Origin of the sequence: Pseudonocardia nantongensis (genome assembly GCF_046546495.1) — a bacterium.
Taxonomy (GTDB): Bacteria; Actinomycetota; Actinomycetes; order Mycobacteriales; family Pseudonocardiaceae; genus Pseudonocardia; species Pseudonocardia nantongensis.
Window position 1 is genome coordinate 13,103 of the sequence record NZ_JBKGXT010000014.1, and the last position, 23,928, is coordinate 37,030.

Consider the following 23,928-nt stretch of genomic DNA (forward strand, 5'->3'; position numbering starts at 1 on the left):
TATAGCTCCTGGTGCCGCGGCACCCGGCCCAACCCTCGAGAACGACTGTGAGGCCTCAGCGTGATGTCCCTCGCCGCACGGCTCCGCCACGGTGTGTCCCCCTGTCCGTCCGGGCCCGGTCCGGACGGACCGTTCCCGCCCGCCGTCGGGGTGTCGTCGTGACGGCGGCCCCACCGGTCCAGGCGTCGTTCGCCGAGGTGACCGCGGTGCGACCGGCCGGGGACGGCTGCTGGCAGGCGGGCCTGGATCCTCGGTGGACGATCGCGGGGCGACCCAACGGGGGCTACCTGCTGGCGATCATGGGGCGGGCCGCGGTCGCGGCGTCGGACCGGCCGCACACGCTGGCCGCGTCGGTGCAGTACCTGCGGCCTCCCGTCCCGGGGCCGGTCGAGCTGCGGACCGAGGTCCTGCGGTCCGGACGGTCCGCCACCCACGTGCGCGTGCAGCTGTCCCAGGACGGCGATGCCTGCGTGGAGTCCTTGCTGGTGACCGGGCGGCTCGACGAGCCGGGCACCCCATCCGGATGGAATGCACCGGACGCACCGGTCCCGCCCGCGCCCAGCCGGGACGCGGTACGGGTCCCATCGGTCACCCCGGACGGCACCTCGGCACCGATCATGGACGAGGTCACGATCGCTCTCGACCACGACACCGTCGGGTTCGCGACCGGAGCCCCGTCCGGCCGGGGCGCAATCGCCGGCCGGATCACGCTGCCCGGGGGCGACCCGTTCGACGACTGTGCGCTGCTCTTCGCGGTCGACGCGCTGCCTCCGGCAGCACTCTCCATCGCCCCGACCGGCTGGGTACCCACGATCTCGATGAACGTCTACGTGCGCGCACTCCCGGCCACGGGGCCGGTGCACGTGCGGTGCAGCTCGGCCGTCATCGACGGCGGCCGGGTCGATGAGACCTGCTGGATCCATGACAGCTCCGGACGGCTGGTCGCGCAGGGCAGCCAGCTCGCGGGTATCCGGTACCCCTGACCCGCCACCCGGTTCGGTAGTCCAGGAAGGACACCGCATGTCCGCCCCCGCACGGCCGTCGTCGCCGACGATGGTCCTGGTGGTCACCTCGGCCGCCGCGTTCCTGTCCAGCCTCGACCTCTTCATCGTCAACATCGCCTTCCCCGCGATCCGCACGTACTTCCCGGGCTCGGACCTCGGCCAGGTGTCCTGGGTCCTCAACGGCTACACGGTCGTCTTCGCCGCGTTCCTGGCCCTCGCCGGACGTCTGGCCGACCGCTTCGGCCACCGCAGGCTGTTTCTGCTCGGGCTGGGCGTGTTCACGGTGGCCTCCGCGTTCTGTGCGCTGGCTCCGTCGGTCTGGACCCTCGTCGCCGCCAGGGCGGTCCAGGCACTCGGCGCCGCCCTGGTGATGCCGACCTCGCTCACGCTGCTGCTCGCGGCCTACCCGGCGGAGCGGCGCTCGCACGCCGTCGGGGCCTGGGCCTCCATCGGTGCCGTCGCCGCCGCGCTGGGACCGCCCGTGGGCGGTCTGCTGGTCGAGCTGTCCTGGCACTGGGTGTTCCTGGTCAACGTCCCGGTCGGCGCCCTCGCGTTGCTGGTCGGCCTCCGTGTGCTGAGGGAGCCGGGGACCGCCCGCCCTGGTCGGCGCGGTGGCGTTCGCCTCGGGGCCGACCTGGTGGTTGTTGCGGCTGGGGATCGGACAGGACTACTGGGCCGGCATGCTCCCCGGCCAGCTGATGACCGGCCTCGGAGTGGGACTCATCCTCCCCACCCTGTCCGCCCTGGTCGGCTCGGCCCTGCCCGCGCACCAGTGGGGATCCGGCTCATCGTTGATCAACACGGCCAGGCAGGCCGGCTCCGTGCTCGGGGTCGCGCTGCTCGTCTCGGTGATCGGGACCCACACCACCGGCCGCCCCGAGGAACTCGACGCGCTGCGCGCCGGCTGGGTGCTGCTGGCCGCGTCCGCGGCGGTCGCCGCCGTCCTCGCCGCCGCGCTCACCGTCGTCGAACGGCGGGGTGCCGCCCTGTCCACCGGTCCGCCCGCGTACACCCTCGAAGGTCCCAGGACCACGAATGGAGGCTCGTGATGACCGCTCCGAAACCGACCCGCGACGGTGTGTGGCTCGACGATCTCGTCGAGGGCGCCACCTACACCACCGACACCCACGAGCTGACCGCCGAGGCGATCGTCGCGTTCGCCCGCGACTTCGACCCGCAGCCCTTCCACACCGACGCCGAAGCAGCGCGCGGGACGTTCTTCGACGGACTCGTCGCCAGCGGCTGGCACACCGCCGCGATCACCATGCGACTGGTGGTCACCAGCGGTCCGCCGATCGCCACGGGCATCGTCGGCGGCGGTGGCGACATCGCCTGGCCGACCGCGACCAGGGCGGGCGACATGCTGCGCGTGGAGCTCACCATCAAGGAGATCAGGCGATCGCGGTCGCGCCCGGAGCAGGCCTGGGTCGTCGTCGAGCACCTGACACTCAACCAGCACGGCGACGTGCGCCAGAGCACCACCACACGCCTCCTGGCGTGGCAGCGCCCCGCCACGCCCACGAGCTCCTGAGATCGGCGTCGGGACGACGATCGGAGGGCTTTCGGCCAGTCCGTCGTGACGACGACCGTGCGCTTCGTCCGGCCGGAGGCGACGCGGAGTGCCGCTGTCGGGCCCGCTTCGGCAAGCGGGCCGTGATCTCACCGATCCCAGCTTCCGTCGCTCCGGAGACCGGGACGTGTTCGCTTCGACCCGCACAGCCCGCTCCCGGCCGAGATCCCCGGCCACGGCCCCGTCCCGCTCGACCTGCTGGCCACCACCAACGGCCGCACATCGCTGCGGCGACTCCTGACCCGGGCCGGGATCATCATCGGCGGCGAGTCCCGGCAACGCTGCTTCACCGGGCTCCTCGCCGAACTGCTCACAGCACGCGCCCGCAACCGCTGCACCGAGCCCTACTGCGACGCACCGGCACGACACCTCGACCACATCGACCGCGCCGCCGACGACGGACCCACCCAACTCGACAACGGCCGCGCCACCTGCCAGTTCCACAACCACGTCCGCGAACAACCCGGATGGACCGTCCACCGCACACCCGATGGCGTCCGCACCACGACACCCACCGGGCACTCCTACCTCGCCCCCGAGGGCCCGGCGTCAGGGAATCCCGAAGACCGCCGCGACAGCCAACGAGATTGATCTGTTCGAGAGCCCGGCGCCCGAAACGCCCCCGATGCCAGAATCGCCGCCGCCGAGATCGCGCTGGTCACCCTGCGGGCCGGGCAGGTGTCGGCCATGGCCGAACGCGGACGGCGCGGGGAACGGGTGGCGCGGCTGCGCGGCGACTCCAACCGGTTCCTGTCCGCGGTCCAGATCGGAGTCACCTTCGCCGGGTTCTTCGCCTCCAGCGACGGCGGCGCCACCATCGCCGCGCGCCTGGAGACCCGGTCCGGATCTGACGCGGCACCCACCCCGGATTTCGGTACGAACCGGACACTCGAGGGCGACGCGCCGATGGTCGATACCGGAGCGCTGTCCCGCTGGACGCTCCGGACGGCTAGGGTCGGCTTCGTAGGTACCGGCAAGACGCGAGGAGACATCCGGATGCCACAGGGAACCGTCAAGTGGTTCAACGCGGAGAAGGGGTACGGGTTCATCACGCCGGACGGAGGCGGGCAGGACCTGTTCGTCCACTTCAGCGCGATCCAGTCCTCCGGGTACCGCACCCTCGACGAGGGCCAGGCCGTGACCTTCGAGGTCACCCAGGGTCAGAAGGGTCCGCAGGCCGACCAGGTCGTGCCTTCCTGACCGGCTGAGGCCGGCAGAGGCGGAACGCCCGGGGTGCCGATCGCACCCCGGGCGTTCTCGTGTGCACGGTCCGCTCAGGTCGGCAGCCGGGTCTCCAGACCTGCGATCAGCAGCTCCACCCGGCGCAGCGTCCAGCTGCGGGGCGGGGCGTCGATCCCGTCCCGGAACACCGCGCGGACCTGCGGGTCGAACGGCTGCGGGGACTCCAGTACCTGGTCACGCCGGCGGACGTCGCCCGCGCCGGCGGCCGTGGCGGTCAGCCACGGCTGGAACGCCATGTGCATCACGGTCCCGGCGCCGAGCACGGCGTCCTCCGCACCGAACCCGGCTTCGAGGAGCCGGTCGGTCAGCGTGCGGAACACGGTCATCAGCGTCCCGGGTGCCTCCGGCAGGCGCACCAGGGCCGGGGCCATGCCCGGGTGCTCGGCCAGGACGTCGAACGTCGCCGTCGCCACGGCCAGCACCTCCTCCTGCCAGCGACCCTCGCCGAGGCTCGGGAACGCGTCCTCGGTGAGGACGTCGTCCGCCAGCGCCGCGACGAGTGCCTCGAGGCTGGGGAAGTGGCGGTAGAACGTGGAGTACTTGACGCCGACCCGGGTCGTCACGGCGCCGACCGTCAACTCGGAGAAGCCGAGATCGCGCGCGGCCGCCAGCAACGTGGCGCGGTCGGTCAGCGGGGGGCGTCCCGTGCGCCGCGCCGGTCTGCTCTCGGTGTCGGTCACGCCCGCATGCTACTGCCCGTGCCCGGGCCGGTGGGACGGTAGTTGCCGTCGATCGGACGACTACCTGTGACCTGGACCTCCGCTGCCCCGGAGGCCGGAGACCACTCCTCCTTACGGCGGTGCGGCGGCAACCGGTGGGCTCAGAAGTGATCACCGAGGGTCACGGACGGCCGGTGGTTCCGGCCACGATCCGGCCCAGCGTGGCAAGGCTCGGCGAGTGGGGCTCCCAGTACTGGCTGTGGGCCGCCGCGAGCGCCGACTCGTCGGACGGCGTCGCCGGATCGTCCGGGCCCGGCAGCGCGGACCCGGGCGCCGAGGCGAACACCCGGGCGCCGAACGCCGGCGAGGCCGGATCGATGCCGTGCGCCAGCCCCTGGGCGGCGAACCCGCGGGAGGTCCCGAACAGCTCCGGTCCGGGTATCCGGTCGATCGGGTCGTGCGCGGCGGTGGTCGCCCACACCCGCCCGGGCGGCAGGCCGAGGTCGGCGGCGGCCCGGACCCCGGCGCCCGGGCTGCCGACCAGGACGACGTCGTCGGCGGCCAGCTGCCCGCCGCGCGCGGCGTGGCCGGTCACGGTCGTCCCGTAGGAGTGCCCGACGACGGTCAGGTGGACCGGTCCCTCGTGCCCGGCCCGCACCCCGTCCTGGAACGCCCGCAGGTCGCCCGCTGCGTCCCGGGCGGCCCGGTCGAAGGCGGCGGCCGCCAGCGTCGGCGGCGCGTCGTAGCCGGTCCACAGGATCGCCGCGACCTCACCGGCACCCGTCGCCCGGGCCGCGTCCCGGGTCGCCTCGGTGCGACGCAGGTCCTCGGCCGCCGACGCCCAGCCCGCGCCGGTGCCCGGGACGTGCGTGACGACGTGGGCCGCGCGGTCGGGATCGCCGACGGCCAGCACGACCCGGCCGCCGGAGGCCCCGGCGGACCCGGCGGACCCGGCGTCGAGGTCGAGCAGGTACGCACCGCCGGCGTCGAGCCGGCGCCGGACGGCGGCCAGGCCGGCGAGTGCGGCCTCGGTGCGGGCCGCCCCGGCCGGGTCGGTGTGCAGCGACCGTCGCACCGCGCCCAGCCAGGCCTGTTCGGCGTCGAGCCGGAGCCGGTTGGCGCGGTCCCGGTCTGCGGCGGGGACGCCGACCAGCGTCCCGATCCGCGCGGGATCGGTGCCGACGAGCACGTCCCGTTGCGGCGGGGACAGCTCCGACCACCAGCGGCGGACGTCGGCGGGGGCGGCCGGCGGTTCCGGCGGGGCCGGCGGCCCCGGCCCGTCCGGTGCGAGACCGCGCAGCGCCGCGGCCGCCTCGGCGTCGGCCCGGGTGGCGTCCGCCAGCGCCGCGCAGGCCGCGTCCCGGAACCGGAGCAGGTCGGCGATGAGCGCGCCGAGCCCGGTGATCGGATCGGGGACCGCAGGCAGCCCGGGCACCGCGCTGATCGCACCGGTGGTCAGGTCGACCCGGGTGGCTCCGGGGTGCACCGTGACCACGGCCTCCAGCAGGCGGCGCTGGGCGTCCAGCGTGGCGCCGGCGTGCCGCCCGAGCACCTCCGAGATCCGGGCGGCCGACGCCGCGGCGGCGGTCACCCGGGCCCGGAGGCGGTCGTGGGCGTCCCGCGCGGCGTCCGCGTCGGCGCCCTGCCAGCCCGGCGGCGGGCCCGCGTTGCTCCGGTCCAGGGTGGCGGCGCACCCGGCGAGCGCCCCGGACAGCGCCTCCCAGTCCCGTGCCCGGTGCAGCAGCGCCGCCGGGTCGGCCGCGGCCAGCTCGGCGACGGTGGGCACTCAGCCTGCCCGGTGCGGGGCGAACCCCGCGGCCGCCGCCTCGTCGGCGGCCCGCCAGCCGGCCGCGGCGGCGCGCAGCGCGGCACTGCCGTGCCGGGCGGCCGCGGTGTCGACGTCCAGGGCGGCGGCCCAGCGCACGGCCAGCTCCGCGGCGATCGCCGGGGTGACGAACCCGTGCCCGGCCGCGCCCTCCGGCCGGGGTCCCTGCGCCGCGGCGTCCGCGAGCGCCGCGGCCACCTCCGCCAGCCCGGCGGCCACCGTGTCCAGCCGGTCCGGGTCCGCCCGGACCACGCCGCCGGCGCCGGTCGTTCCGGAACCCGCCATCGATTCCTCCCCGCACCCGTCGAGCGGACGATTCTGCGCCGGGCGGCATGTCCACCGCGGCGGAACGCCGCCGCCGGTCGCGTTCGTGACCGGCGCCGCCCGGGACCGGCACGCTGGTCTCGATCATGGGAGGCGGACGTGAGACCATCGCCGCCGTTCGGGTCGGGTTGAGGGGAGACACGTGGTCGGCGTCCAGCGGGTGATGACGGTGTCCACCCCTGTCGAGACCGTCCTCGGGTACCTGGCCGACTTCGGGCACAGCGAGGTCTGGGACCCGGGGACGCGCTCCTGCACCCGGTCCGACGACGGCGGCCCGGTCGAGCTCGGGAGCACCTGGCACCACGTGTCGGTGTTCAACGGCCGGGAGACCGAGCTGACCTACACGCTGGTCGACCGGTCGGACGCGGGGCTGGTGTTTGTCGGCGAGAGCCCCACCGTCACCGCAACGACCGACATCCGGGTCGAGCCCGCTGAGGACGGCAGCATCGTCACCTACCGCGCGGAGCTGCGGTTCAAGGGCCTGCTCAAGCTCGCGGCGCCGTTCCTGCGTAGGGAGTTCGAACGGCTCGGCGACGAGGTCGAGCGCACCATGCCGCAGGTGCTGGAACGGCTGTGACGCCGCTGCTTCGGCCCTCGACCGCCGGTTGCTAGTCGTCCCAGAACCCCATCCGGCGGCTGAGCTCCCGGCCGGCTGCGACGACGTCCGGGGTGATCTCCTCGACCCGGTCCTCGGGCAGCCGGTAGGCCGGACCGGAGACCGACAGCGCGGCGACGACGTTGCCGGAGTGGTCGCGCACCGGCGCGGCGACGGCGTTCAGGCCGGTCTCGAACTCCTCGATCGACCAGGCGTAGCCGCGTGACCCGACCTCGGCCAGCTCGGCGGCCAGCGCCTCCCGGTCGATCGGGCCGTCCTCGCCGTCCGGGGTCCGGTCCGGCAGCGCCGACGGGTCGTCGAGGATCGCCGCGGCCAGCAGGACCTTGCCGCTGGAGGTGTTGTGCATCGGGGTGATCCGGCCGAGCCAGTTGTAGGTGGTGACCATCGCGGGCCCGCGGGCCTGATCGACGTTCACCGCCCAGCCGCGGTCCGGGATCGCGATGTTGACGGTCTCGCCGAGCCGGCCGGCCAGCTCGTCGCACACCGCCCGGCCCTGGGTGGTGACCTCCAGCCGCTCGGCCACCCGGCCGGCCAGCGGGATCAGCCCGAAGCCCAGCCGGTACTTGCCACGGTCGCCGATCTGCTCGACCAGCCCGTGCTCCTCGAGCGCGCCGAGCAACCGGAACGCGGTCGACTTGTGCACGTCCAGGGCGATGGCCAGCTCGCTGACGCCCGCCTCGCCCCGGCCCGCGAGCAGCTCCAGGACGGTGACCGCGCGGTCGACGGACTGCACCCCGGACTCACGGGTGCGCACCGGGTTGCCCATGGCGCAACCCTAACGCCGGACCGGAGCGTTCGCCGCAGGGAGTCCCCGGGAGCGGGTAAGCGTCACATACACCCGAACGGTGAGGATCATCATCGGCCGCAACCACGGCTTGCGCTGCGGGTTTGCCGGGGTGAACCCTGCTCGACGTGCCGAGCCTCTACATCGACGGAACCTGGACCACCGGCTCCGCGGGAACCGCACCGGTGATCAACCCCTACGACGCCTCGACCGTGACCGAGGTCGATCAGGCGGGCCCGGAGGACGTCGAACGCGCGGTCGCCGCCGCCCGCCGGGCCTTCGACGACGGTCCGTGGCGGGCCACCTCCTCCGCCGAGCGCGGCGCGATCCTCTCCACGATCGCGGACCTGCTGGTGCGCGACCGGGAGGAGATCGCACGGACCGAGACCCTGGACACCGGCAAGACGATCGCGGAGGGCCGGCAGGACGTCGACGACGTCACCGCGGTGTTCCGCTACTACGCCGGCCTGGCCGACAAGGACGCCGGGCGGATCGTGGACACCGGCAGCACGAGCGTGGTCTCCCGGATCGTGCACGAGCCGGTCGGGGTCTGCGTGCTGATCACGCCGTGGAACTACCCGCTGCTGCAGCTGTCCTGGAAGGTCGCCCCGGCGATCGCGGCCGGCAACACCATGGTGATCAAGCCCAGCGAGGTCACCCCGCTCACCTCGATCAAGCTCGTCGAGCTGTGCACCGAGGCCGGGGCGCCGGCCGGGGTGGTCAACATCCTGCTCGGCGACGGCCCCTCGGTCGGGGCCCCGCTGACCGAGCACGCCGACGTCGACATGGTGTCGTTCACCGGCGGGCTCAGTACCGGCCGGGCGATCATTCGCGCGTCCGCGGAGACGGTCAAGCGCACCGCGGTCGAGCTGGGCGGCAAGAACCCGAACATCGTCTTCGCCGACACCGACTTCGAGCTCGCCGTGGACTACGCGATGCTCGCGGTGTTCCTGCACTCCGGCCAGGTCTGCTCGGCCGGCGCGCGGCTGATCATCGAGGACTCGGTCGCCGACGCCGTCGTGGACGAGATCGTCCGCCGGGCGCAGCTGATCAAGCTGGGCGACGGCCTGGCCGACGGCGTCGAGGTCGGCCCGCTGGTCTCCGCGGCGCACCTGGCCAAGATCGAGGACTTCGTCGCGGCGGCCCGCGCCGAGGGCGCCACGATCCGGTGCGGTGGTGGACGCCCGGAGGCCCCGGAGCTGAAGGGCGGCTACTTCTACCTGCCGACGGTGATCACCGACCTGGCCCCGGACTCCCGGCTGATCCGGGAGGAGACCTTCGGCCCGCTGCTCACCGTCGAGCGGTTCAGAAGCGAGGACGAGGCGGTCCGGCTCGGCAACGACACCGAGTACGGCCTGGCCGGAGCCGTGTTCACCCAGGACATGGGGCGGGCGCACCGGGTCGCGAACGCGCTGCGGCACGGCACCGTCTGGATCAACGACTTCCACCCCTACTTCCCGGGCGCGGAGTGGGGCGGTATCGGCCGCTCCGGCAACGGACGCGAGCTCGGCCCGACCGGTCTGGCGGAGTACCAGGAGATCAAGCACATCTGGCAGAACACCGCACCGGAGCCGCAGCGCTGGTTCTCCGGGGCCGAGGACGAGGGGGCTCAGGCGTGACCGATCGGTTCGACTACGTCGTCGTGGGGGGCGGCTCGGCGGGGTGCGCGCTGGCCGCGCGGCTGTCCGAGGACCCGTCGACCCGGGTGCTGCTGCTGGAGGCCGGCCCGTCGGACGTCGGCGACCGGAACGTCCTCGAACTCGCCGACTGGATGAACCTGCTCGACTCGGGCTACGACTGGGACTACCCGATCGAGCCGCAGGAGCGCGGCAACTCGCACATGCGCCACGCCCGGGCCAAGGTGCTCGGCGGCTGCTCGTCGCACAACTCGTGCATCGCGTTCTGGACCCCGCGCGAGGACCTCGACGAGTGGGCGTCGATGGGGCTGACCGGCTGGTCGTCGGCGGAGTGCTGGCCGCTGATCACCCGGCTGGAGACCAACGACGGCGAGTGGGGCGGCCACGGCCGCTCCGGTCCGGTCAACCTGATGCAGATCCCGCCGAAGGATCCGTGCGGCAACGCGGTACTGGAGGCCGCGGCGGGCGTCGGGCTGCCGACGGTGCGGTTCAACGAGGGCCACACCGTCACCGAGGGCGCCGGGTACTTCCAGATCAACTCGTTCCCGGACGGGACCCGGGCGTCGTCGTCGGCGTCCTACCTGCACCCGATCCTGGACTCCCGGCCGAACCTCGAGGTCCGTACCGACTGCTGGGCCTCGAAGGTGCTCTTCGACGACGGGGGTCGGCAGCCGGCGGAGCCGGCGGGGCGGGGAGGACCCAGCCGGGCGACCGGGATCGAGTACATGCGCGGCATCGGCCCGGGGTACGAGACGGTGCACGCCGACCGCGAGGTGATCCTCTCGGCGGGCGCGATCGACACCCCGAAGCTGCTGATGCTCTCGGGCATCGGGCCGGCCGGCCACCTGCGCGAGTTCGGGATCGACGTGCGCGTCGACGCGCCGGGGGTCGGGTCCAACCTGGACGACCACGTGGAGGGCCTGGTCTTCTGGGACGCGGCGAAGCCGATGGTCTCCGAGTCGACCCAGTGGTGGGAGATCGGGCTCTTCCACCGGACCCGGGACGGCCTCGACCGGCCGGACCTGATGATGCACTACGGCTCGGTGCCGTTCGACATGAACACGGTCCGCTGGGGCTACCCGACCACCGACAACGGGTTCTGCCTGACCCCGAACGTCACCCGCGGCCGCTCCCGGGGCACGGTCCGGCTGCGCACCCGCGACTTCCGTGACCGGGCCCGGGTCGACCCGCGCTACTTCACCGACCTCGAGGGCCACGACATGGCGGTGATGACCGAGGGCATCCGGCTGGCCCGGCGGATCGCCGAGCAGCCCGCGCTGCGGGAGTGGGTGGCCGCGGAGCTGGCACCCGGCCCGGACGCCGTCACCGACGACGAGCTGGCCGACTACATCATGCGCACGCACAACACCGTCTACCACCCGGCCTGCACGGCGAAGATGGGCACCGACGACGACCCGATGGCCGTCCTCGACGCGGCGCTGCGGGTGCGCGGCGTGCGCAACCTGCGGGTCGCCGACGGGTCCGCGATGCCGTTCCTGCCGGCGATCAACCCGAACATCACCACGATGATGATCGGGGAGAAGTGCTCGGACCTGGTGAAGGCCGCGCACGGCTCCTGACGCACCACCGAGCGGTACAGGAGGGCGTTCCGATCTCGGGTGAACAGCGCTCCCGTCCCGCTCGCGCTCAGCCGTCCACGATGACCTCGACCCGCAGCGGGGTGTCGGTCACCGAGAAGCCCAGGTGCAGGGTGTAGACGCCCGTCTCGACGGCCCAGCGGTCGCGCTCGCGGTGCCGGAACGCCGTGTCCGGCAGGGTGATCCGGGCGGTCGTCGGTCCCGGGGCGGCGTCGACGACCGCCCAGCCGGCCAGCCACCGGGCGGGCCGCTCGACCGCGCTGTCCTCCCGGGACAGGTAGGCCTGGACGACCTGCCGCCCGGCCCGGTCGCCGCTGTTGCCCAGTGTCACCTCGACCTCGCGTCCGGTGACGGTCGCGCCGTCCAGGGTCCAGGTGGTGTAGCCGAGCCCGTGCCCGAACGGGTATGCCGGTGTCCCGCCGTGGCGCAGCCAGTTCCGGTACCCGACGTGGACGCCCTCGTCGTAGGTCAGCACGCCCCCGGTCGGGACTCCGGAGAGCACCGAGCGCTCGTCGCCGGTCGCGGGCCAGGTGGTGGGCAGCCGCCCGCCCGGCTCGGCGGCGCCGAGCAGCACGTCGGCGACGGCCTCGCCGAACCGCTCGCCGCCGAACCAGCCGATCAGCACCGCGGCGACGTCGTCGCGCCAGGGCAGCAGCACCGGCGCCCCGGAGTTGACCACGACGACCGTCCGCGGGTTGGCCGCGGCGACCGCGCGGACCAGCGCGTCCTGGTGCCCGGGCAGGGCCAGCGTGGTGCGGTCGAAGCCCTCGCTCTCGAACCGGTCGCTGGTGCCGACCACCACGACCGCGACGTCGGACTCCGCGGCCAGGGCGGCGGCCGCCGCGACCTCGGCGTCCGGGTCGGCGACGACGATCTCCTCACCGACGGTGAGTGCGACCACCGGCATGCCGGCCTCGCCGACCGAGGGCCGGAACCGCAACAGCAGGTCGGCCGGGCCGTCCACGGTGATCTCCGCGGTCACCGACGGGGCCTCGAAGATCGCCGCGCCGGGGCCCTCGTCGCCGGTAGGGTGCCCGGCGGTGTCGAGGACCGTGACCCCGTCGATCTCGAGCCGCACGTGTCCCGCTGCGGCGGCGCCGACCCGGTGCGCCCCGGCCGGGGTGTCCCAGCGGAGCGCCACCTCGATGCGGTCGGTGCCGTCGGGGACCTCCGGGCCCATCCACACCAGCGACGCGGCGGTCCGGTCCTCGGCCCGCAGCTCGACGCCGTCGGCGTCCCGGAAGACCGCGCGCAGCCCGGGCCCGCCGGTGACCGGGTTGGTCATCGTGGCCGGGGCGAACGGCTGCACCCCCGCGGCGACCTGGGCGCCCATCCGGTAGCGCACGCGATCCGCGCCGAGCGCGGCGCGCAGCCCCTCCAGCGGTGAGACGACGGCGGCCGGGCGCACGGTCGCGCTGCCGCCGCCCTGGAACCGGGCGAGCGCCGCGTTGTGGCCGAGCACCGCGACCGGGCCGAGCGCGTCCGGGTTCCACGGCAGCTCGCCGGTGCTGCCGGCCGCGGTGTTGCCGGTGCGGTCCGCCGCGGTGTTGCGGACCAGGACGCTCCCGGCCACGGCCAGCTCGCGGGCCAGGACCGGGCCGTCCTCGGCGTCCGCGGGAGTCCCGGCGTCGGCGGGGGAGCCGGGGCCGAGCGCGCCGACCCGGACGGCCAGGCGCAGCAGCCGCCGCACCTTGCCGTCGACGACGGTCTCCGGCACCCGCCCGTCGCGGACCGCCGCGACCAGCCGGTCGCCCCAGGCCGACACCGGGCCGGGCATGACCAGGTGCTGCTCGGCGGTCGCGGACGCCTCAGTGGTGCGCACCGCACCCCAGTCGGACATGACCAGCCCGTCGAATCCCCACTCGCCGGTCAGCGGCTCGGCCAGCAGCGGGTTCTCACTCATCGTCGGCCCGTTGACGGCGTTGTAGGCCGACATCACGGCCCACGCCTTCCCGCGCGTGACGACCGGCTCGAACGCGGCCAGGTACAGCTCGCGCAGGGTGCGCTCGTCGACCCGGTTGTCCACGGTGAACCGCTCGGACTCGGCGTCGTTGGCGACGTAGTGCTTCGGGGTGGCGGCGACGCCGTGCGCCTGCACACCCTCGACGTAGGCGGTCGCCAGCTCGCCGGTCAGCAGCGGGTCCTCGGAGAGAGCCTCGAAGTGCCGGCCGCCGTACGGGGTGCGGTGCAGGTTGATCGTCGGCCCGAGGACGACGTCGGCGTGCTGGCGACGGGCCTCCGCTCCGAGCGCGGAGCCGTAGCGCCGGGCCGCGGCCGGGTCCCACGTCGCGCCCAGCGCCGAGGACGACGGCAGCGACAGCGACGGGTCGCGCTCGTCCCAGCTCTGGCCGCGCACCCCGGACGGCCCGTCCGAGAGCACCATCCGGCGCAGCCCGATCGCGGGCTCGGCCGGGGTGGACCAGAAATCGGCACCGGTGAGCAGCCGGACCTTCTGCTCCAGGCCGAGCTCCCCGATCAGGGCAGTGAGCAGGTCGTCGTCGACGGAAGCCATGTGTCCCAGCGTTACAGGTGGGCCGACGACATGGTGATCACCACGATCGTGACGAGAACACCGGCCGGCGGCGTCTCGGTCACGATCCCGCTGATCATGGGCTCAGCGCGGCGGGCAGCGCGCGGGCGGCCTCCGTCAGGCTGGGCCCGTACCAGGTCAGTAGCCGCCCGCTGACCAGCGCCGACGGCGCGTCGAACGCCTCGGGGCCGTCGTCGGCGGTGAAGGTGTAGGGCTCGTCGGGCAGCACCACGAGGTCGTGTTCAGGCAATGCGGCCGGGTCGATGCGGGGATAGCGCTCCGGGGAGTCGGCGAGCACGTTGTCGATCCCGAGCCGGTCCAGCACGGCGCCGGTGAAGGTGTCCGAGCCGACCGCCATCCACGGGCGGCGCCAGATCGGGACGACCGCGCGCCGGCGCGGGGAGGCCGGCTCGACCGCGGCCCACAGCTCCCGGGCCTCGCGCAGCCAGCCCGGCTCGGGCAGCCGGCAGGCGGCGAGCATCCGGCCCAGCGAGACCAGCCCGCCGTCGACGTCGCGGATGTCGGTGACGTACACGGCCAGGCCCGCGGCGCGCAGCGCGGCGAGCTCGCCGGGCTTGTTCTCCTCCTGGTTGGCCAGCACCAGGTCCGGGGCCAGCTCGACGATCCGGTCGACGTCCGGGTTCTTGGTGCCGCGGATCCGCTCGACGTCCAGGTCGGCCGGGTGCGTGCACCAGTCGGTGGCCGCGACCAGCAGCTCCGGCACGGAGGCGGCGACCGCCTCGGTCAGCGACGGCACCAGCGACACCACCCGGCGGACTTTCGCGGGCACCGGGACCTCGCGGCCCTCGTCGTCGATCACAGCGTGCACGACGACGACCGTATCCCGCCCGGGCGGGCGTCAGGACCCGTGCGCCAGCAACTGCGGCGCGTGCGCGGCGACGTGCGCGCGCAGCGCCCGCACCGGAGCGGTCGGCCGGTCGCCGGCCGGGTGCACCATGCCCAGCGTGCGCACGGTGTGCGGCGAGCGCACCGGGAGCTGCACGACGCCGGCGGTGGCCGGTCCCCGCGGCAGCAACGCGACGCCCAGCCCGGCGCCGACCAGCCCGCGCAGGGTCGCGGTCTCGCCGCCCTCGAACGCCCGCCGCGGCCGGAACCCGGCCTGCCGGCACCACTCCTCGACGGTCGCGTGCAGCCCGTAGCCGCGGGCGAAGAGCAGGAACGGCTCGCCCGCGGCGTCGGCGAGCGGGATCGGGCCACCGGCCGCCAGCGGGTGCTCCGCGGGCACGGCCAGGCACAGCTCCTCCTCGGCCAGCGGCGTCGTGGCCAGCCCGGGCTCGTCGGGCAACGGCGAGGTCAGGGCCAGGTCGACGGTGCCGGCCCGGACCCGGTCGAGCAGCTCGGCGTGCGGTGCCTGGGCGAGCTCGATCCGTACCCGCGGATGTCCGGCGCGGAACCCGCGCAGCAGGCTCGGGACGGCGTCGGTGCCCAGGGTGCCGAGGAACCCCAGCGTCACCCGGCCGGTCGTCGGGTCGGCGTCGCCGGCCAGCTCCGCACGTGCGGCGTCGAGCTCGGCCAGAGCCGCCTCGGCGCGCGGCAGCAGCAGCCGCCCGGCCGCGGTGAGCTGCAGGCCGCGCCCGGCCCGGCGGAACAGCGCGACGCCCAGCTCGGTCTCCAGCCGGGAGATCGCGCGGGACAGCGTCGGCTGCGGGACGCCGATGCGCTCGGCGGCACGGGTCAGGTGCCCGGTCCGCGCGACGGCGACGAACCGGTGCAACCCGGGTGCCAGCGACTCATGCACACATGGACTCTATATCGTCGGGACATGCATTGGACGCATGGGAACGGTGCCGCCTACGGTACTGAGTGATGACAACGACCGAGCGTCCCGCCGCCGGCCGCCTCGCGCCCCCGCACGAGCGCGGCACGCCTGAGTTCCGCAGGCTCGGGGCGGCGCTCTGGCTGTCCGGAATGGCGACGTTCGTGCTGGTCTACAGCGTGCAGGGGCTGCTGCCGACGCTGTCGGCCGAGTTCGGCGTCGGCTCGTCGGTGGCGAGCCTCGCGCTGTCCGCGACGACCGGCACGCTGGCGCTCGCGGTGCTCCCGCTGTCGGCGGTCACCGAGACCTGGGGCCGGACCCGGGTGATGACCTGGGCGCTGGCCGCGTCGGCGGTGCTGGCGCTGCTCGCCCCGCTGGCTCCGAGCTTCGGGGTGCTCGTGGCGATCCGGGCGCTGCAGGGCGTCACGCTCGCCGCGCTGCCGGCGCTGTCGATGGCCCACCTGACCCACGAGGTCAGCGCGCGCCACCTCGGCGGCGCCGTCGGGCTGCTCATCGCCGGCAACACCCTCGGCGGCCTGTCCGGCCGGCTGATCGCCTCCTGGGTGGCCGAGGCCGCCGGCTGGCGGGCAGGCCTGGCCGCGGTCGGCGCCGTCTCGGTCGCCGCGACGGTCGCGTTCCGGCTGCTGCTTCCGGCGCCCACCGCGGTCACCCCGTCCCGCACCCGGCTGCGCGACCTCGGCGGTCCGCTGCGACGGCACCTGGGCGACCCGGGCCTGCTCTGCCTGTTCGGGATGGCGTTCCTGCTGATGGGCGCGTTCGTGACGGTCTACAACTACCTGGGCTACCGGCTGCTCGCGCCGCCGTTCTCGCTGCCCGGCACGCTGGTCGGCCTGGTCTTCCTCGGCTACCTCGCCGGCAGCTGGGCATCCACCGGCGCCGGCCGGCTCGGCGACCGGCTCGGTCGTCGCCCGGTGCTGTGGGTGGCGGCCCTGCTGGCGCTGGCCGGGATCTGGGTGACGCTGCCCGACCTGCTGGTCACCGTCCTGCTCGGGTTGCTGATGGTCACCGTCGGGTTCTTCGGCGCGCACTCGGTCGCCAGCAGCTGGGTCGGCCGGCGCTCGGCGCTGCTGGACGGAGCGGTCCCGGCGCAGGCGTCGTCGCTCTACCTGGTCGGCTACTACGCAGGCTCGAGTGTCGGCGGCGCCGTCGGCGGCATCGCGTTCGACCACGGCGGCTGGGCCGGACTGACCGGCTACGTCAGTGCACTGCTGCTCGGCGCCCTCGGCCTGGCCCTGGTGCTGCGCCGCACGCCCGCCCCGGCCTGACCACCGACCCGCGGGCGGGAACCCGCGGCGCGGGACGTCGGCGCTGCTCAGCCGAGCAGGAGCAGCGCGGCCGCGGCACCGACGGCCAGCAGCGCGGCGAGCACGATCAGCGCCACCCCGATCGCGCGCCGGCGGTCGGCGCTGCGCGCGTCGTCGTGCTCGACGTCGGCGAGCGTGCTGTCCAGCGCGTGCGATCCGGTGCTCCGCGCGGCGCCCGCGTCCCTGCCCGGCGGCGCGGACCGGCCCGGCTCGTCGCGCAGCGGGCGCAGCGACGGGGCGTCGCCGGCCGCGTGGGAGTCGGTGCGCTCACCGGTGTGCTGCCCGGTCTGCTCGGCCGGGAGCTCGCGGGTCCGCGGGGGACCGGCCGGGGCGGGCGTGGTGCCGAGGCCGGCGGTCAGCTGCGTGGCCAGCGCCGCGGCGTCGGGGGGACGCAGGTCCGGGTCCTTGGCCAGGGTGCGCAGGAGCACCTCCTCCAGGGCCGTCGGGATCCCGGCCCGCAGTGACGACGGCCGCGGTGGGGTGTCACGCAGGTGGGCCAGCACGACGGCGAACGCGTCCGGGTCGGTGAACGGTGGCCGCCCGGTCAGGGCGGCGAACAGGCAGCAGCCGAGCGCGTAGAGATCGGCCCGGCCGTCCAGCTCGCCGGTGCTGCGGCCCTGCTCGGGCGCCAGGTAGGACGGCGTGCCGATCACGTGCCCGGTCTGCGTGCGGCCCGCGCCGGGCCCGATCCGGGCGATCCCGAAGTCGGTGACGGTGACGTCGCCGTCCGGGCCCAGGACGATGTTGCCGGGGCTGACGTCGCGGTGCACGACCCCGGCCCGGTGCGCCGCACCGAGCGCGTCGCAGACCGCGCAACCGATCCGCACGACCTCCTCGGGCGGCAGCGGCCCGGCCCGGTCGATCCGCCCGGCCAGCGTCTCGCCCGGCACGTAGGACATCACCACGTACAGCCCGGCGGTGCTCTCGCCGACGTCGTGCACCGTGACCACGCCCGGGTGGTCGATCCCAGCGGCGGCCCGGGCCTCGTCCCGCAGCCGGGCGAGGTCGTCCGGGTCGGCACCCTCGCCGGCGCCGCGCAGCAGCAGCTTGACCGCCACCGTGCGGTCCAGCTCGCGGTCCCGGGCCAGGAACACCCGGGACATGCCGCCCTCGCCGAGCAGCCGTTCCAGCACGTACCGGCCGGCGAGCACGTCCGGTTCGGACCGGGCGGCCGGACCGCTCACGGGGTCGGCAGGTCGCGTTGTGTGCTCTGCGGGGTGCCGGCGCCGATCAGCTCGTCGAACAGGTAGCGGTAGTCGACCATCGCCTGGCGCAGCTGCTCGGTGTCGGCGTCGTCGGTGGTGTCGGCGACCGCCACGGTGTGGGCGGCCCGGTAGTGACCGACCAGGTCCGGGTGCTCGACCGACACCATCGCCTCGCGCTCGGAGAAGTGCTCGACCGGGAACCCGCGCTCGCGCAGCACCTGCTGGACCAGCAGGTCGGCGTCCCGCAGCCCGGTGCGCGGGGTCTGCACGAAGGCGTTCTCGGCCCTCCCGAACCCGGCGGCGAACCGCTCCCGCTCGTCCGCGTCGAGCGACCGCACGTCCAGCTCGCTGCGCCGCTGCAGCCGGCGGCGCAGCTCCGACTCGCCCTGCGCACGGCTTCCGGACTGGTGCAGGACGTGCTCGTACTCCGGTCCGAAGTGCCGTCGCAGCGCGGCGGTCCGGCGCTTGCCCCGCACCCGGGAGGCGACGACCAGCCCCACCCCGATCGCGACCAGCACCACGACCGCGACGACGACCCACAGCAGTACGTCCGGTGACACCGGTGATCACCCCTCTCTCGGCCGGTCCATGGTCAGGGCAGCATGCCCCGTACGGTGGCGATCCGCCGGGCGGACACGGGCGATCACCCCCTGATGGACGCGTGGGTGCGGCTGGACGCCCGCGACGTTGCTCCGAAAGGAGGGGACCACTCGGACACGCCGCACAATGGTAGTCCTATCGGGTGAAGGTTCGTTCGATCCGGAAGGGTTTGGTGTCGAAAGGTCATCTGTTCGGCCCAGTGACCCCGCGGTCGGCCCGGATCGTGATCTGAGAGCGTGGAACGGCCCCCAGCACCGGAATCCCTGGAAGGAACCCCGATGAAGAAGGCCGGTCGCAAGTTCTCCAAGGCTGCCGAATCGTTCGTCGAAGCCGTCGGCATCCTCGGCGGCTGGAACCGTGGGCGGCGGCGCAGCAGGACCCGTCGCTGAGATGACCGGTGTCCGTCCGTGTCGGGGCGGGCGGGCATCGAGCGCTCACCGGGCGGGGTCGGTCACCACCGGCCCCGGTGGTTGGGGATGCGGGCCGCGAGCAGCATGACGCCCGCGAGGAGGCCGGCGAGCACGACCATCGCGATCGCCCCCGTGAATCCGGGGGCGTCCGAGGCGGCCACGGCCGCCGTCGTCGCCGAGATCGCGGCGATCCCGCCGACCTGCCGGAACATGATCCGCAGGCCGGTGATCGCGGTGACGTCGCCCGGGACGAGGTGCATCCCGGCGTTGTTCGCCGCCGGCCCGGCGAGCCCCGTGCCGAGGCCGAGGACGGTGGCCGCGAGCAGCAGCCAGGTCTCGGCAGGGCCCACCGGTGGTGCCGCGGTCAGCGCCAGCCCGAGCACGATCACGCCCATGCCCACGAGCAGCAGCGGCCGGTGCCCGGTCCGGCGCAGCAGCGCGACCGACACCGCGGACGTGGCGATCGTCCCCACCGCCCGGCCGGTGAGCAGCGCCCCGGCGGCCAGCGGGGCCAGCCCGTACCGGGTCTGCGCGTAGAGCGGCAGCAGGGCCGAGAACCCGACCACCGCCGTGCCGAAGAGCACGTTCGTCACGTTCATGATGCCGAGCCCGCGGCCGGTGAGCAGCCGCCACGGCACCACGGCGTCGGTCCGGCTCCGGGCGTGCCGGGCGAAGCCGTACCCGCCGGTCACGGCCAGGACCGCGGCGGTCAGGACGATCGCGAGCCCGGCCGGCGCGGTCCCGATCGCTCCGAGTGCGGAGACGGCGACCATCGCGGTCACCAGCGTGCTCAGCAGCAGCACGATCCCGCGCACGTCCACCCGCTCCGGGCGCCGGCGCGGCGGGTCGCTCACCAGGAACACGCCGGCGACCACCAGCACCAGACCGAGCGGCGCGTTGACCAGGAAGATCGCATGCCACGACCACACCGTGAGCACGAGCCCGCCGACCAGCGGACCGAGGATCGCGCCGATCGGGAACACGCTGGTGAACAGCGCGAGCGCGCGGTCGCGGTCCCGGCCGTAGTGGTGGGCGACGATGCCGTTGGCGGCCGGGAGCATCACCCCGCCCGCAACGCCCTGCAGGAACCGGCAGGCGATCAGCGGGCCGATCGCGCCGCTCACCGCACAGAGGCAGGACAGCAGGGCGTAGGCCGTGACCGCGCACAGGAAGACGCGGCGCCCGCCGAACTGGTCGGCCAGCCGGCCACCGAGCGGCAGCGCCAGGATCTGCCCGACGGCGTAGCCGGTCACGATCCAGCCGGTCCAGGCGAGGCCGGCCCCGAGGTCCTCGCTGACGGTGGTCAGCGCGGTCGCGACCGAGGTCTGGTCCTGGGAGAACATCAGCAGGGCAAGGGCGACCACGCCGAAGACCAGGTGCCGGCGGGGGAGCGGTGCGCCGCCGTCGGGCGGACCCGGGGTGGGCGCGCCGGGACGGACGTCGCGGACGGACTCGGACACGAACGGCGTCACCTTCCGGAGGGGATGCCGTCACAGTAGTTGCTTTGGGTAAAGCAACTCAAATCGATGCCGGGGCCCGCGGGTGGCCCGATCGAGCCGGTCCGTAACGATCCGCGCGTTTCGCGATCGACCGGACGCTGCCGACGATAGGGTCACGGCGGACCTTTCACCCCACCGCGGAGTCGCTTCGTGATCGAGATCCTGCTGGTGCTACTGGCGGTCGTCGCCGTGGTCGCCGTCGTCGTCCTGGTGCAGCGGTCGCGGTCGTCGGCGGGTACGCCCGCGCACGGACGGGCCGATCCGCTCGCCCACGAGCCGGGTCTCTACGACCCGCACCGGATCGGGGTGGGTGACGTCGTGACCTACGCCGGGGCCGACCACGTCGTGCGCGGCACGATCGTGCTGGAGGAGGGCGGCGCGCGGTGGCGCGAGCACCTGCTGGACGCCTCGACCGGCCGTCGCTGGCTCAGCGTCGAGGACGACGAGGGCGAGCTGGAGATGACCCTGTGGACGCGCCGCGAGGACGCCTCCGGGCTCGTCCCGGACGGTGACGTCGTCCTCGACGACCGGGTGCACCGGCAGGTGGAGCGGGGCCGCGCGTCCTTCACCGCCGAGGGCACCACCGGGACCTCGGCGACGGGGTCGGTCGACTACGCCGACTACGCCACCGCCGACGGCACCGGCCTGCTCGCCTTCGAGCGCTGGGCCGCGACCCAGTCGTGGGAGGTCTCCACCGGCCGGGCGATCTCCCGCGGCGAGCTCACCGTGCTCCACTCGGCGCCGCCCGAATGAGTGGGCGGCTCCGGGCCGGGGCGTTGTTCGCGTGCGGGCTGCTGGCCTGCGGGCTGCTCGGCGGCTGCGGTCTCGGCGCCGACGTCCGGGACGTGATCGACGACAGCTACCGCCTGCAGGACCGCACCGGGGACACGGCCGTCTACGCCTCGGACGACCCGGTGGGCAGCACCACCGCGGCCATCGCGGGCGCGGTGTCCCCGGCTTCCCGGGCGACCGACGGCGGCTCGGAGTACCTGCGTTACGACGACGACATCGTGATCGTCAGCCCGGCGGCCGCCGGGAGCACCGTCCGCGTCGAGGATCTCGACGGCCGGTTCAGCCGCGGCGGCTTCCTGTTCCTCGGGGTGCCCGGATTCCGTCCGGGCTCGCCGGCCGGCGGCACCCTGGGCGGTGGCCCGGGAGACGTGAAATGACCGACCTCGCCCGACCGGCGACCCCCAGGAGTGACAGGTGACTACGAACACGACGGATCTGGCAGTGGAGTTCGGACCGGTCTCGGGCGAGCTGCTCGGTCAGGGGGTGATCGCCACCCTGCTCTACTTCGTGATCGGTTTCGCCGTGCTGGGACTGGGCTTCCTGGCCCTCGACCTGCTCACCCCGGGTGACCTGCGCACCCAGGTCTACACCGACCGGAACCCGAACGCGGCGGTGCTGCTGGGCGCCAACCACCTCGCACTGGCGATCATCGTGGTGACGGCGATCCTGACCAGCGCCGACGCGCTCGCCCAGGGCCTGGTCGACTCGGTGGTCTACGGTCTGCTGGGCGTGGTGCTGCAGGCACTCGCGCTCCGGCTGCTCGACCTGTTCGTGCCCGGGCACCTGCGGAACCTGGTCAACGAGCCGCGGCTGAACGGCGCGGCGTGGGCGGTCGGGTTCAGCCTGGTGGCGATCGGCGCGGTGAACGCTGCCGCGCTGTCCTGATCACCCGACCCGGGCCGGGCCCTTCCCGGAGGGAGTCTGACGAGCGATGGCAGCTCCGGTCACCGAGCCGCCGCCGGCGCCGCCCGCGCTCGGCCGCCGGGGGCGCGCCCTGCTGCTCGCCGCCGTCGCGGCGTGCGCCGCCTGCGGGCTGACCTACGAGCTGGTGCTGCTGACCCTGTCGGCCGGGCTGACCGGGGGCGGGATCACCCAGACCTCGCTGATCGTCGCGGGCTACGTCGCGGCGCTCGGTGCGGGCGCGCTGCTGGTCAAGCCGTTGCTGGCCCGGGCGGCCACCGTGTTCGTGGCGGTGGAGATCCTGCTCGGGCTGCTCGGCGGCCTGTCCGCGGTCACCCTCTACGTGACGTTCTCCTACTACGGCACGGACACCGTGGTCCTGGTCGTCGCGACGGCGGTGCTCGGCGCCCTGGTCGGCGCCGAGGTGCCGCTGCTGATGACGTTGCTGCAGTCCGACCGTCCCGGAACGGACGCGGCGGCCACCGGCCGGGTGCTGGCCGACCTGAACGCCGCGGACTACGCCGGGGCGTTGCTGGGCGGGCTCGCCTGGCCGTTCCTGCTGCTGCCGCTGGCCGGGCAGATCCGCGGCGCGGCGCTGACCGGTGTGGTGAACCTGGTCGCCGCCGCGGTGCTGGCCGCGGTCCTGCTGCGCCCGGCGATGAGCCGGCGGGCACGGCGAGGCGCGACCGCGGCGTTGCTGGTCGCCGCCGCCCTGCTCGGCGGGCTGATCCTGAACGCGGGCGACATCGAGGCGAGCGCGCGGCAGCGGCTCTACGCCGATCCGGTCGTCGTCGCGCAGCGCTCCGACTACCAGGAGATCGTGCTCACCCAGCGCGGCGACGACGTGCGCCTGTACCTGGACGGTGACCTGCAGTTCTCCAGCCCGGACGAGTACCGCTACCACGAGGCGCTGGTCCATCCGGCTCTGGCCCGCGACCCCGGGCGGGTCCTCGTCGTGGGCGGCGGCGACGGGCTGGCCGCGCGCGAGGTGCTGCGCCATCCCTCGGTGCGCGAGGTGGTGCAGGTGGAGCTGGACCCGGCGGTGCTCGAGCTGGGCCGTACCCGGCTGTCCGAGCTGAACGGCGACGCGCTGCGCGACCGGAGGATGCACGTGGTCGCCGACGACGCGTTCCGCTGGCTCCGGGAGCGGGCGGCCCGGACCGGCCCGGCGACGGCCGGCTTCGACGCGGTCATCGTGGACCTGCCTGACCCGGACACCCCCGCGCTCGGGCGGCTCTACTCCACCGAGTTCTACGGCCTGGTGCGTGCCGCGGCGAACCCGGGCGGGCTGGTGGTGGTGCAGGCCGGCAGCCCGTACTCGACGCCCGCCGCGTACTGGCGCACGGTGTCCACGATCACCTCCGCCGGGATGGCCGTCACGCCGTACCACGTGCACGTGCCCAGCTTCGGGGACTGGGGGTTCGCCCTCGCGCAGGTCGGCCCGGCGCCGCCGGTGCCGGAGCTCTCGGCGCGAGCGCCCCGGATGCGCTACCTCGACGACGCCGTCCTGCGGGCCGCCGCGGTCTTCCCCCGGGATCGGCGGCCGCAGCAGCTCGCGCCGAGCACGCTGGACCACCCACGCATCGTCCGCGACCTGCGCCAGGGCTGGAGCCGGTAGCGATCGGAGAACC

General features: G+C 74.5%; 22 protein-coding genes and 2 pseudogenes. 14 read left to right on the top strand and 10 right to left on the bottom strand.

Annotated elements, in window-relative coordinates; translation table 11 throughout:
* The first annotated feature begins 158 nt into the window (after window positions 1-158).
* The 6 genes and pseudogenes from ACLFMI_RS16170 (at window position 159) to ACLFMI_RS16195 (ending at window position 3,774) form a co-directional block, all read left to right on the top strand.
* The gene (locus tag ACLFMI_RS16170) at window positions 159-983 is read left to right on the top strand and encodes a thioesterase family protein (RefSeq protein WP_410948692.1); all 825 of its coding nucleotides are present in this window, start codon (window positions 159-161) and stop codon (window positions 981-983) included.
* Between the two features lie 70 nt (window positions 984-1,053).
* Window positions 1,054-1,188 (top strand): annotated as a pseudogene (locus tag ACLFMI_RS16175) (hypothetical protein); the annotation flags it as partial.
* A 427-nt stretch (window positions 1,189-1,615) separates the two neighbouring features.
* On the top strand, window positions 1,616-2,053 hold the full coding sequence (locus ACLFMI_RS16180) for an MFS transporter (protein WP_410948825.1): 438 nt from the start codon (window positions 1,616-1,618) through the stop codon (window positions 2,051-2,053).
* On the top strand, window positions 2,053-2,535 hold the full coding sequence (locus ACLFMI_RS16185) for a MaoC family dehydratase (RefSeq protein WP_410948826.1): 483 nt from the start codon (window positions 2,053-2,055) through the stop codon (window positions 2,533-2,535). The genes ACLFMI_RS16180 and ACLFMI_RS16185 overlap by 1 nt, the downstream gene beginning before the upstream one ends.
* Window positions 2,536-3,207: 672 nt before the next feature.
* Window positions 3,208-3,399, top strand: a pseudogene (locus ACLFMI_RS16190) (CNNM domain-containing protein); the annotation flags it as partial.
* Window positions 3,400-3,570: 171 nt separating this feature from the next.
* Entirely contained in the window at window positions 3,571-3,774 is a 204-nt protein-coding gene (locus ACLFMI_RS16195; protein ID WP_410948827.1) for a cold-shock protein, read from the top strand.
* A 74-nt stretch (window positions 3,775-3,848) separates the two neighbouring features.
* On the opposite strand, the gene ACLFMI_RS16200 is transcribed toward ACLFMI_RS16195, so the two are convergent.
* The 3 genes from ACLFMI_RS16200 to ACLFMI_RS16210 form a co-directional block, all read right to left on the bottom strand.
* Window positions 3,849-4,496, bottom strand: a complete 648-nt coding sequence (locus tag ACLFMI_RS16200; RefSeq protein WP_410948693.1) for a TetR/AcrR family transcriptional regulator — start codon at window positions 4,494-4,496, stop codon at window positions 3,849-3,851.
* A 160-nt stretch (window positions 4,497-4,656) separates the two neighbouring features.
* Window positions 4,657-6,261 carry an alpha/beta hydrolase gene (locus ACLFMI_RS16205; protein ID WP_410948694.1) on the bottom strand — a complete coding sequence of 535 codons (1,605 nt, stop codon included), beginning with the start codon at window positions 6,259-6,261 and terminating at the stop codon, window positions 4,657-4,659.
* Window positions 6,262-6,585 (bottom strand): hypothetical protein, encoded by a 324-nt coding sequence (locus tag ACLFMI_RS16210; protein WP_410948695.1) that lies wholly within the window; start codon window positions 6,583-6,585, stop codon window positions 6,262-6,264.
* Window positions 6,586-6,787: 202 nt separating this feature from the next.
* On the opposite strand from ACLFMI_RS16210, the gene ACLFMI_RS16215 reads away from it, so the two are divergent.
* Complete coding sequence (locus ACLFMI_RS16215; RefSeq protein WP_410948828.1) at window positions 6,788-7,201, top strand: SRPBCC family protein; 414 nt, start codon at window positions 6,788-6,790, stop codon at window positions 7,199-7,201.
* A 31-nt stretch (window positions 7,202-7,232) separates the two neighbouring features.
* Here the strand turns inward: ACLFMI_RS16215 and ACLFMI_RS16220 are convergent, their stop codons facing one another.
* Window positions 7,233-8,006 carry an IclR family transcriptional regulator gene (locus ACLFMI_RS16220; protein WP_410948696.1) on the bottom strand — a complete coding sequence of 258 codons (774 nt, stop codon included), beginning with the start codon at window positions 8,004-8,006 and terminating at the stop codon, window positions 7,233-7,235.
* A 146-nt stretch (window positions 8,007-8,152) separates the two neighbouring features.
* Between ACLFMI_RS16220 and ACLFMI_RS16225 the strand changes: the two genes are divergently transcribed.
* Window positions 8,153-9,643, top strand: coding sequence for an aldehyde dehydrogenase family protein (locus tag ACLFMI_RS16225; RefSeq protein ID WP_410948697.1), 1,491 nt, complete (start codon window positions 8,153-8,155; stop codon window positions 9,641-9,643).
* On the top strand, window positions 9,640-11,241 hold the full coding sequence (locus ACLFMI_RS16230; protein WP_410948698.1) for a GMC family oxidoreductase: 1,602 nt from the start codon (window positions 9,640-9,642) through the stop codon (window positions 11,239-11,241). Before ACLFMI_RS16225 ends, ACLFMI_RS16230 begins: the two co-directional genes overlap by 4 nt.
* A 67-nt stretch (window positions 11,242-11,308) precedes the next feature.
* Here the strand turns inward: ACLFMI_RS16230 and ACLFMI_RS16235 are convergent, their stop codons facing one another.
* From ACLFMI_RS16235 to ACLFMI_RS16245, 3 genes are all read right to left on the bottom strand, one after another.
* Window positions 11,309-13,771: a glycoside hydrolase family 3 C-terminal domain-containing protein gene (locus tag ACLFMI_RS16235; RefSeq protein WP_410948699.1), complete on the bottom strand. Its 2,463-nt coding sequence runs from the start codon at window positions 13,769-13,771 to the stop codon at window positions 11,309-11,311.
* Between the two features lie 94 nt (window positions 13,772-13,865).
* Window positions 13,866-14,609 carry a helical backbone metal receptor gene (locus ACLFMI_RS16240; protein WP_410948829.1) on the bottom strand — a complete coding sequence of 248 codons (744 nt, stop codon included), beginning with the start codon at window positions 14,607-14,609 and terminating at the stop codon, window positions 13,866-13,868.
* A 39-nt stretch (window positions 14,610-14,648) separates the two neighbouring features.
* Window positions 14,649-15,548: a LysR family transcriptional regulator gene (locus tag ACLFMI_RS16245; RefSeq protein ID WP_410948700.1), complete on the bottom strand. Its 900-nt coding sequence runs from the start codon at window positions 15,546-15,548 to the stop codon at window positions 14,649-14,651.
* 68 nt (window positions 15,549-15,616) lie between these two features.
* Here ACLFMI_RS16245 and ACLFMI_RS16250 point away from each other — a divergent pair, with 68 nt between their 5' ends.
* Window positions 15,617-16,852 (top strand): MFS transporter, encoded by a 1,236-nt coding sequence (locus tag ACLFMI_RS16250; protein WP_410948701.1) that lies wholly within the window; start codon window positions 15,617-15,619, stop codon window positions 16,850-16,852.
* 47 nt (window positions 16,853-16,899) lie between these two features.
* Here ACLFMI_RS16250 and ACLFMI_RS16255 read toward each other — a convergent pair whose 3' ends face one another.
* From ACLFMI_RS16255 to ACLFMI_RS16265, 3 genes are all read right to left on the bottom strand, one after another.
* On the bottom strand, window positions 16,900-18,075 hold the full coding sequence (locus ACLFMI_RS16255) for a serine/threonine-protein kinase (RefSeq protein WP_410948702.1): 1,176 nt from the start codon (window positions 18,073-18,075) through the stop codon (window positions 16,900-16,902).
* Window positions 18,072-18,656 carry a hypothetical protein gene (locus ACLFMI_RS16260; protein ID WP_410948703.1) on the bottom strand — a complete coding sequence of 195 codons (585 nt, stop codon included), beginning with the start codon at window positions 18,654-18,656 and terminating at the stop codon, window positions 18,072-18,074. Before ACLFMI_RS16260 ends, ACLFMI_RS16255 begins: the two co-directional genes overlap by 4 nt.
* 491 nt (window positions 18,657-19,147) lie before the next feature.
* Window positions 19,148-20,566, bottom strand: a complete 1,419-nt coding sequence (locus ACLFMI_RS16265; RefSeq protein WP_410948704.1) for an MFS transporter — start codon at window positions 20,564-20,566, stop codon at window positions 19,148-19,150.
* Between the two features lie 189 nt (window positions 20,567-20,755).
* Between ACLFMI_RS16265 and ACLFMI_RS16270 the strand changes: the two genes are divergently transcribed.
* The 4 genes from ACLFMI_RS16270 to ACLFMI_RS16285 are packed head-to-tail and all read left to right on the top strand — an operon-like array spanning window position 20,756 to window position 23,915.
* Complete coding sequence (locus ACLFMI_RS16270) at window positions 20,756-21,358, top strand: DUF4178 domain-containing protein (RefSeq protein ID WP_410948705.1); 603 nt, start codon at window positions 20,756-20,758, stop codon at window positions 21,356-21,358.
* Window positions 21,355-21,774 carry a DUF4247 domain-containing protein gene (locus tag ACLFMI_RS16275; protein WP_410948706.1) on the top strand — a complete coding sequence of 140 codons (420 nt, stop codon included), beginning with the start codon at window positions 21,355-21,357 and terminating at the stop codon, window positions 21,772-21,774. Before ACLFMI_RS16270 ends, ACLFMI_RS16275 begins: the two co-directional genes overlap by 4 nt.
* Window positions 21,775-21,811: 37 nt before the next feature.
* Window positions 21,812-22,282, top strand: coding sequence for a DUF350 domain-containing protein (locus ACLFMI_RS16280; protein ID WP_410948707.1), 471 nt, complete (start codon window positions 21,812-21,814; stop codon window positions 22,280-22,282).
* A 46-nt stretch (window positions 22,283-22,328) separates the two neighbouring features.
* Window positions 22,329-23,915, top strand: coding sequence for a polyamine aminopropyltransferase (locus ACLFMI_RS16285; RefSeq protein ID WP_410948708.1), 1,587 nt, complete (start codon window positions 22,329-22,331; stop codon window positions 23,913-23,915).
* Window positions 23,916-23,928 lie beyond the last annotated feature (13 nt).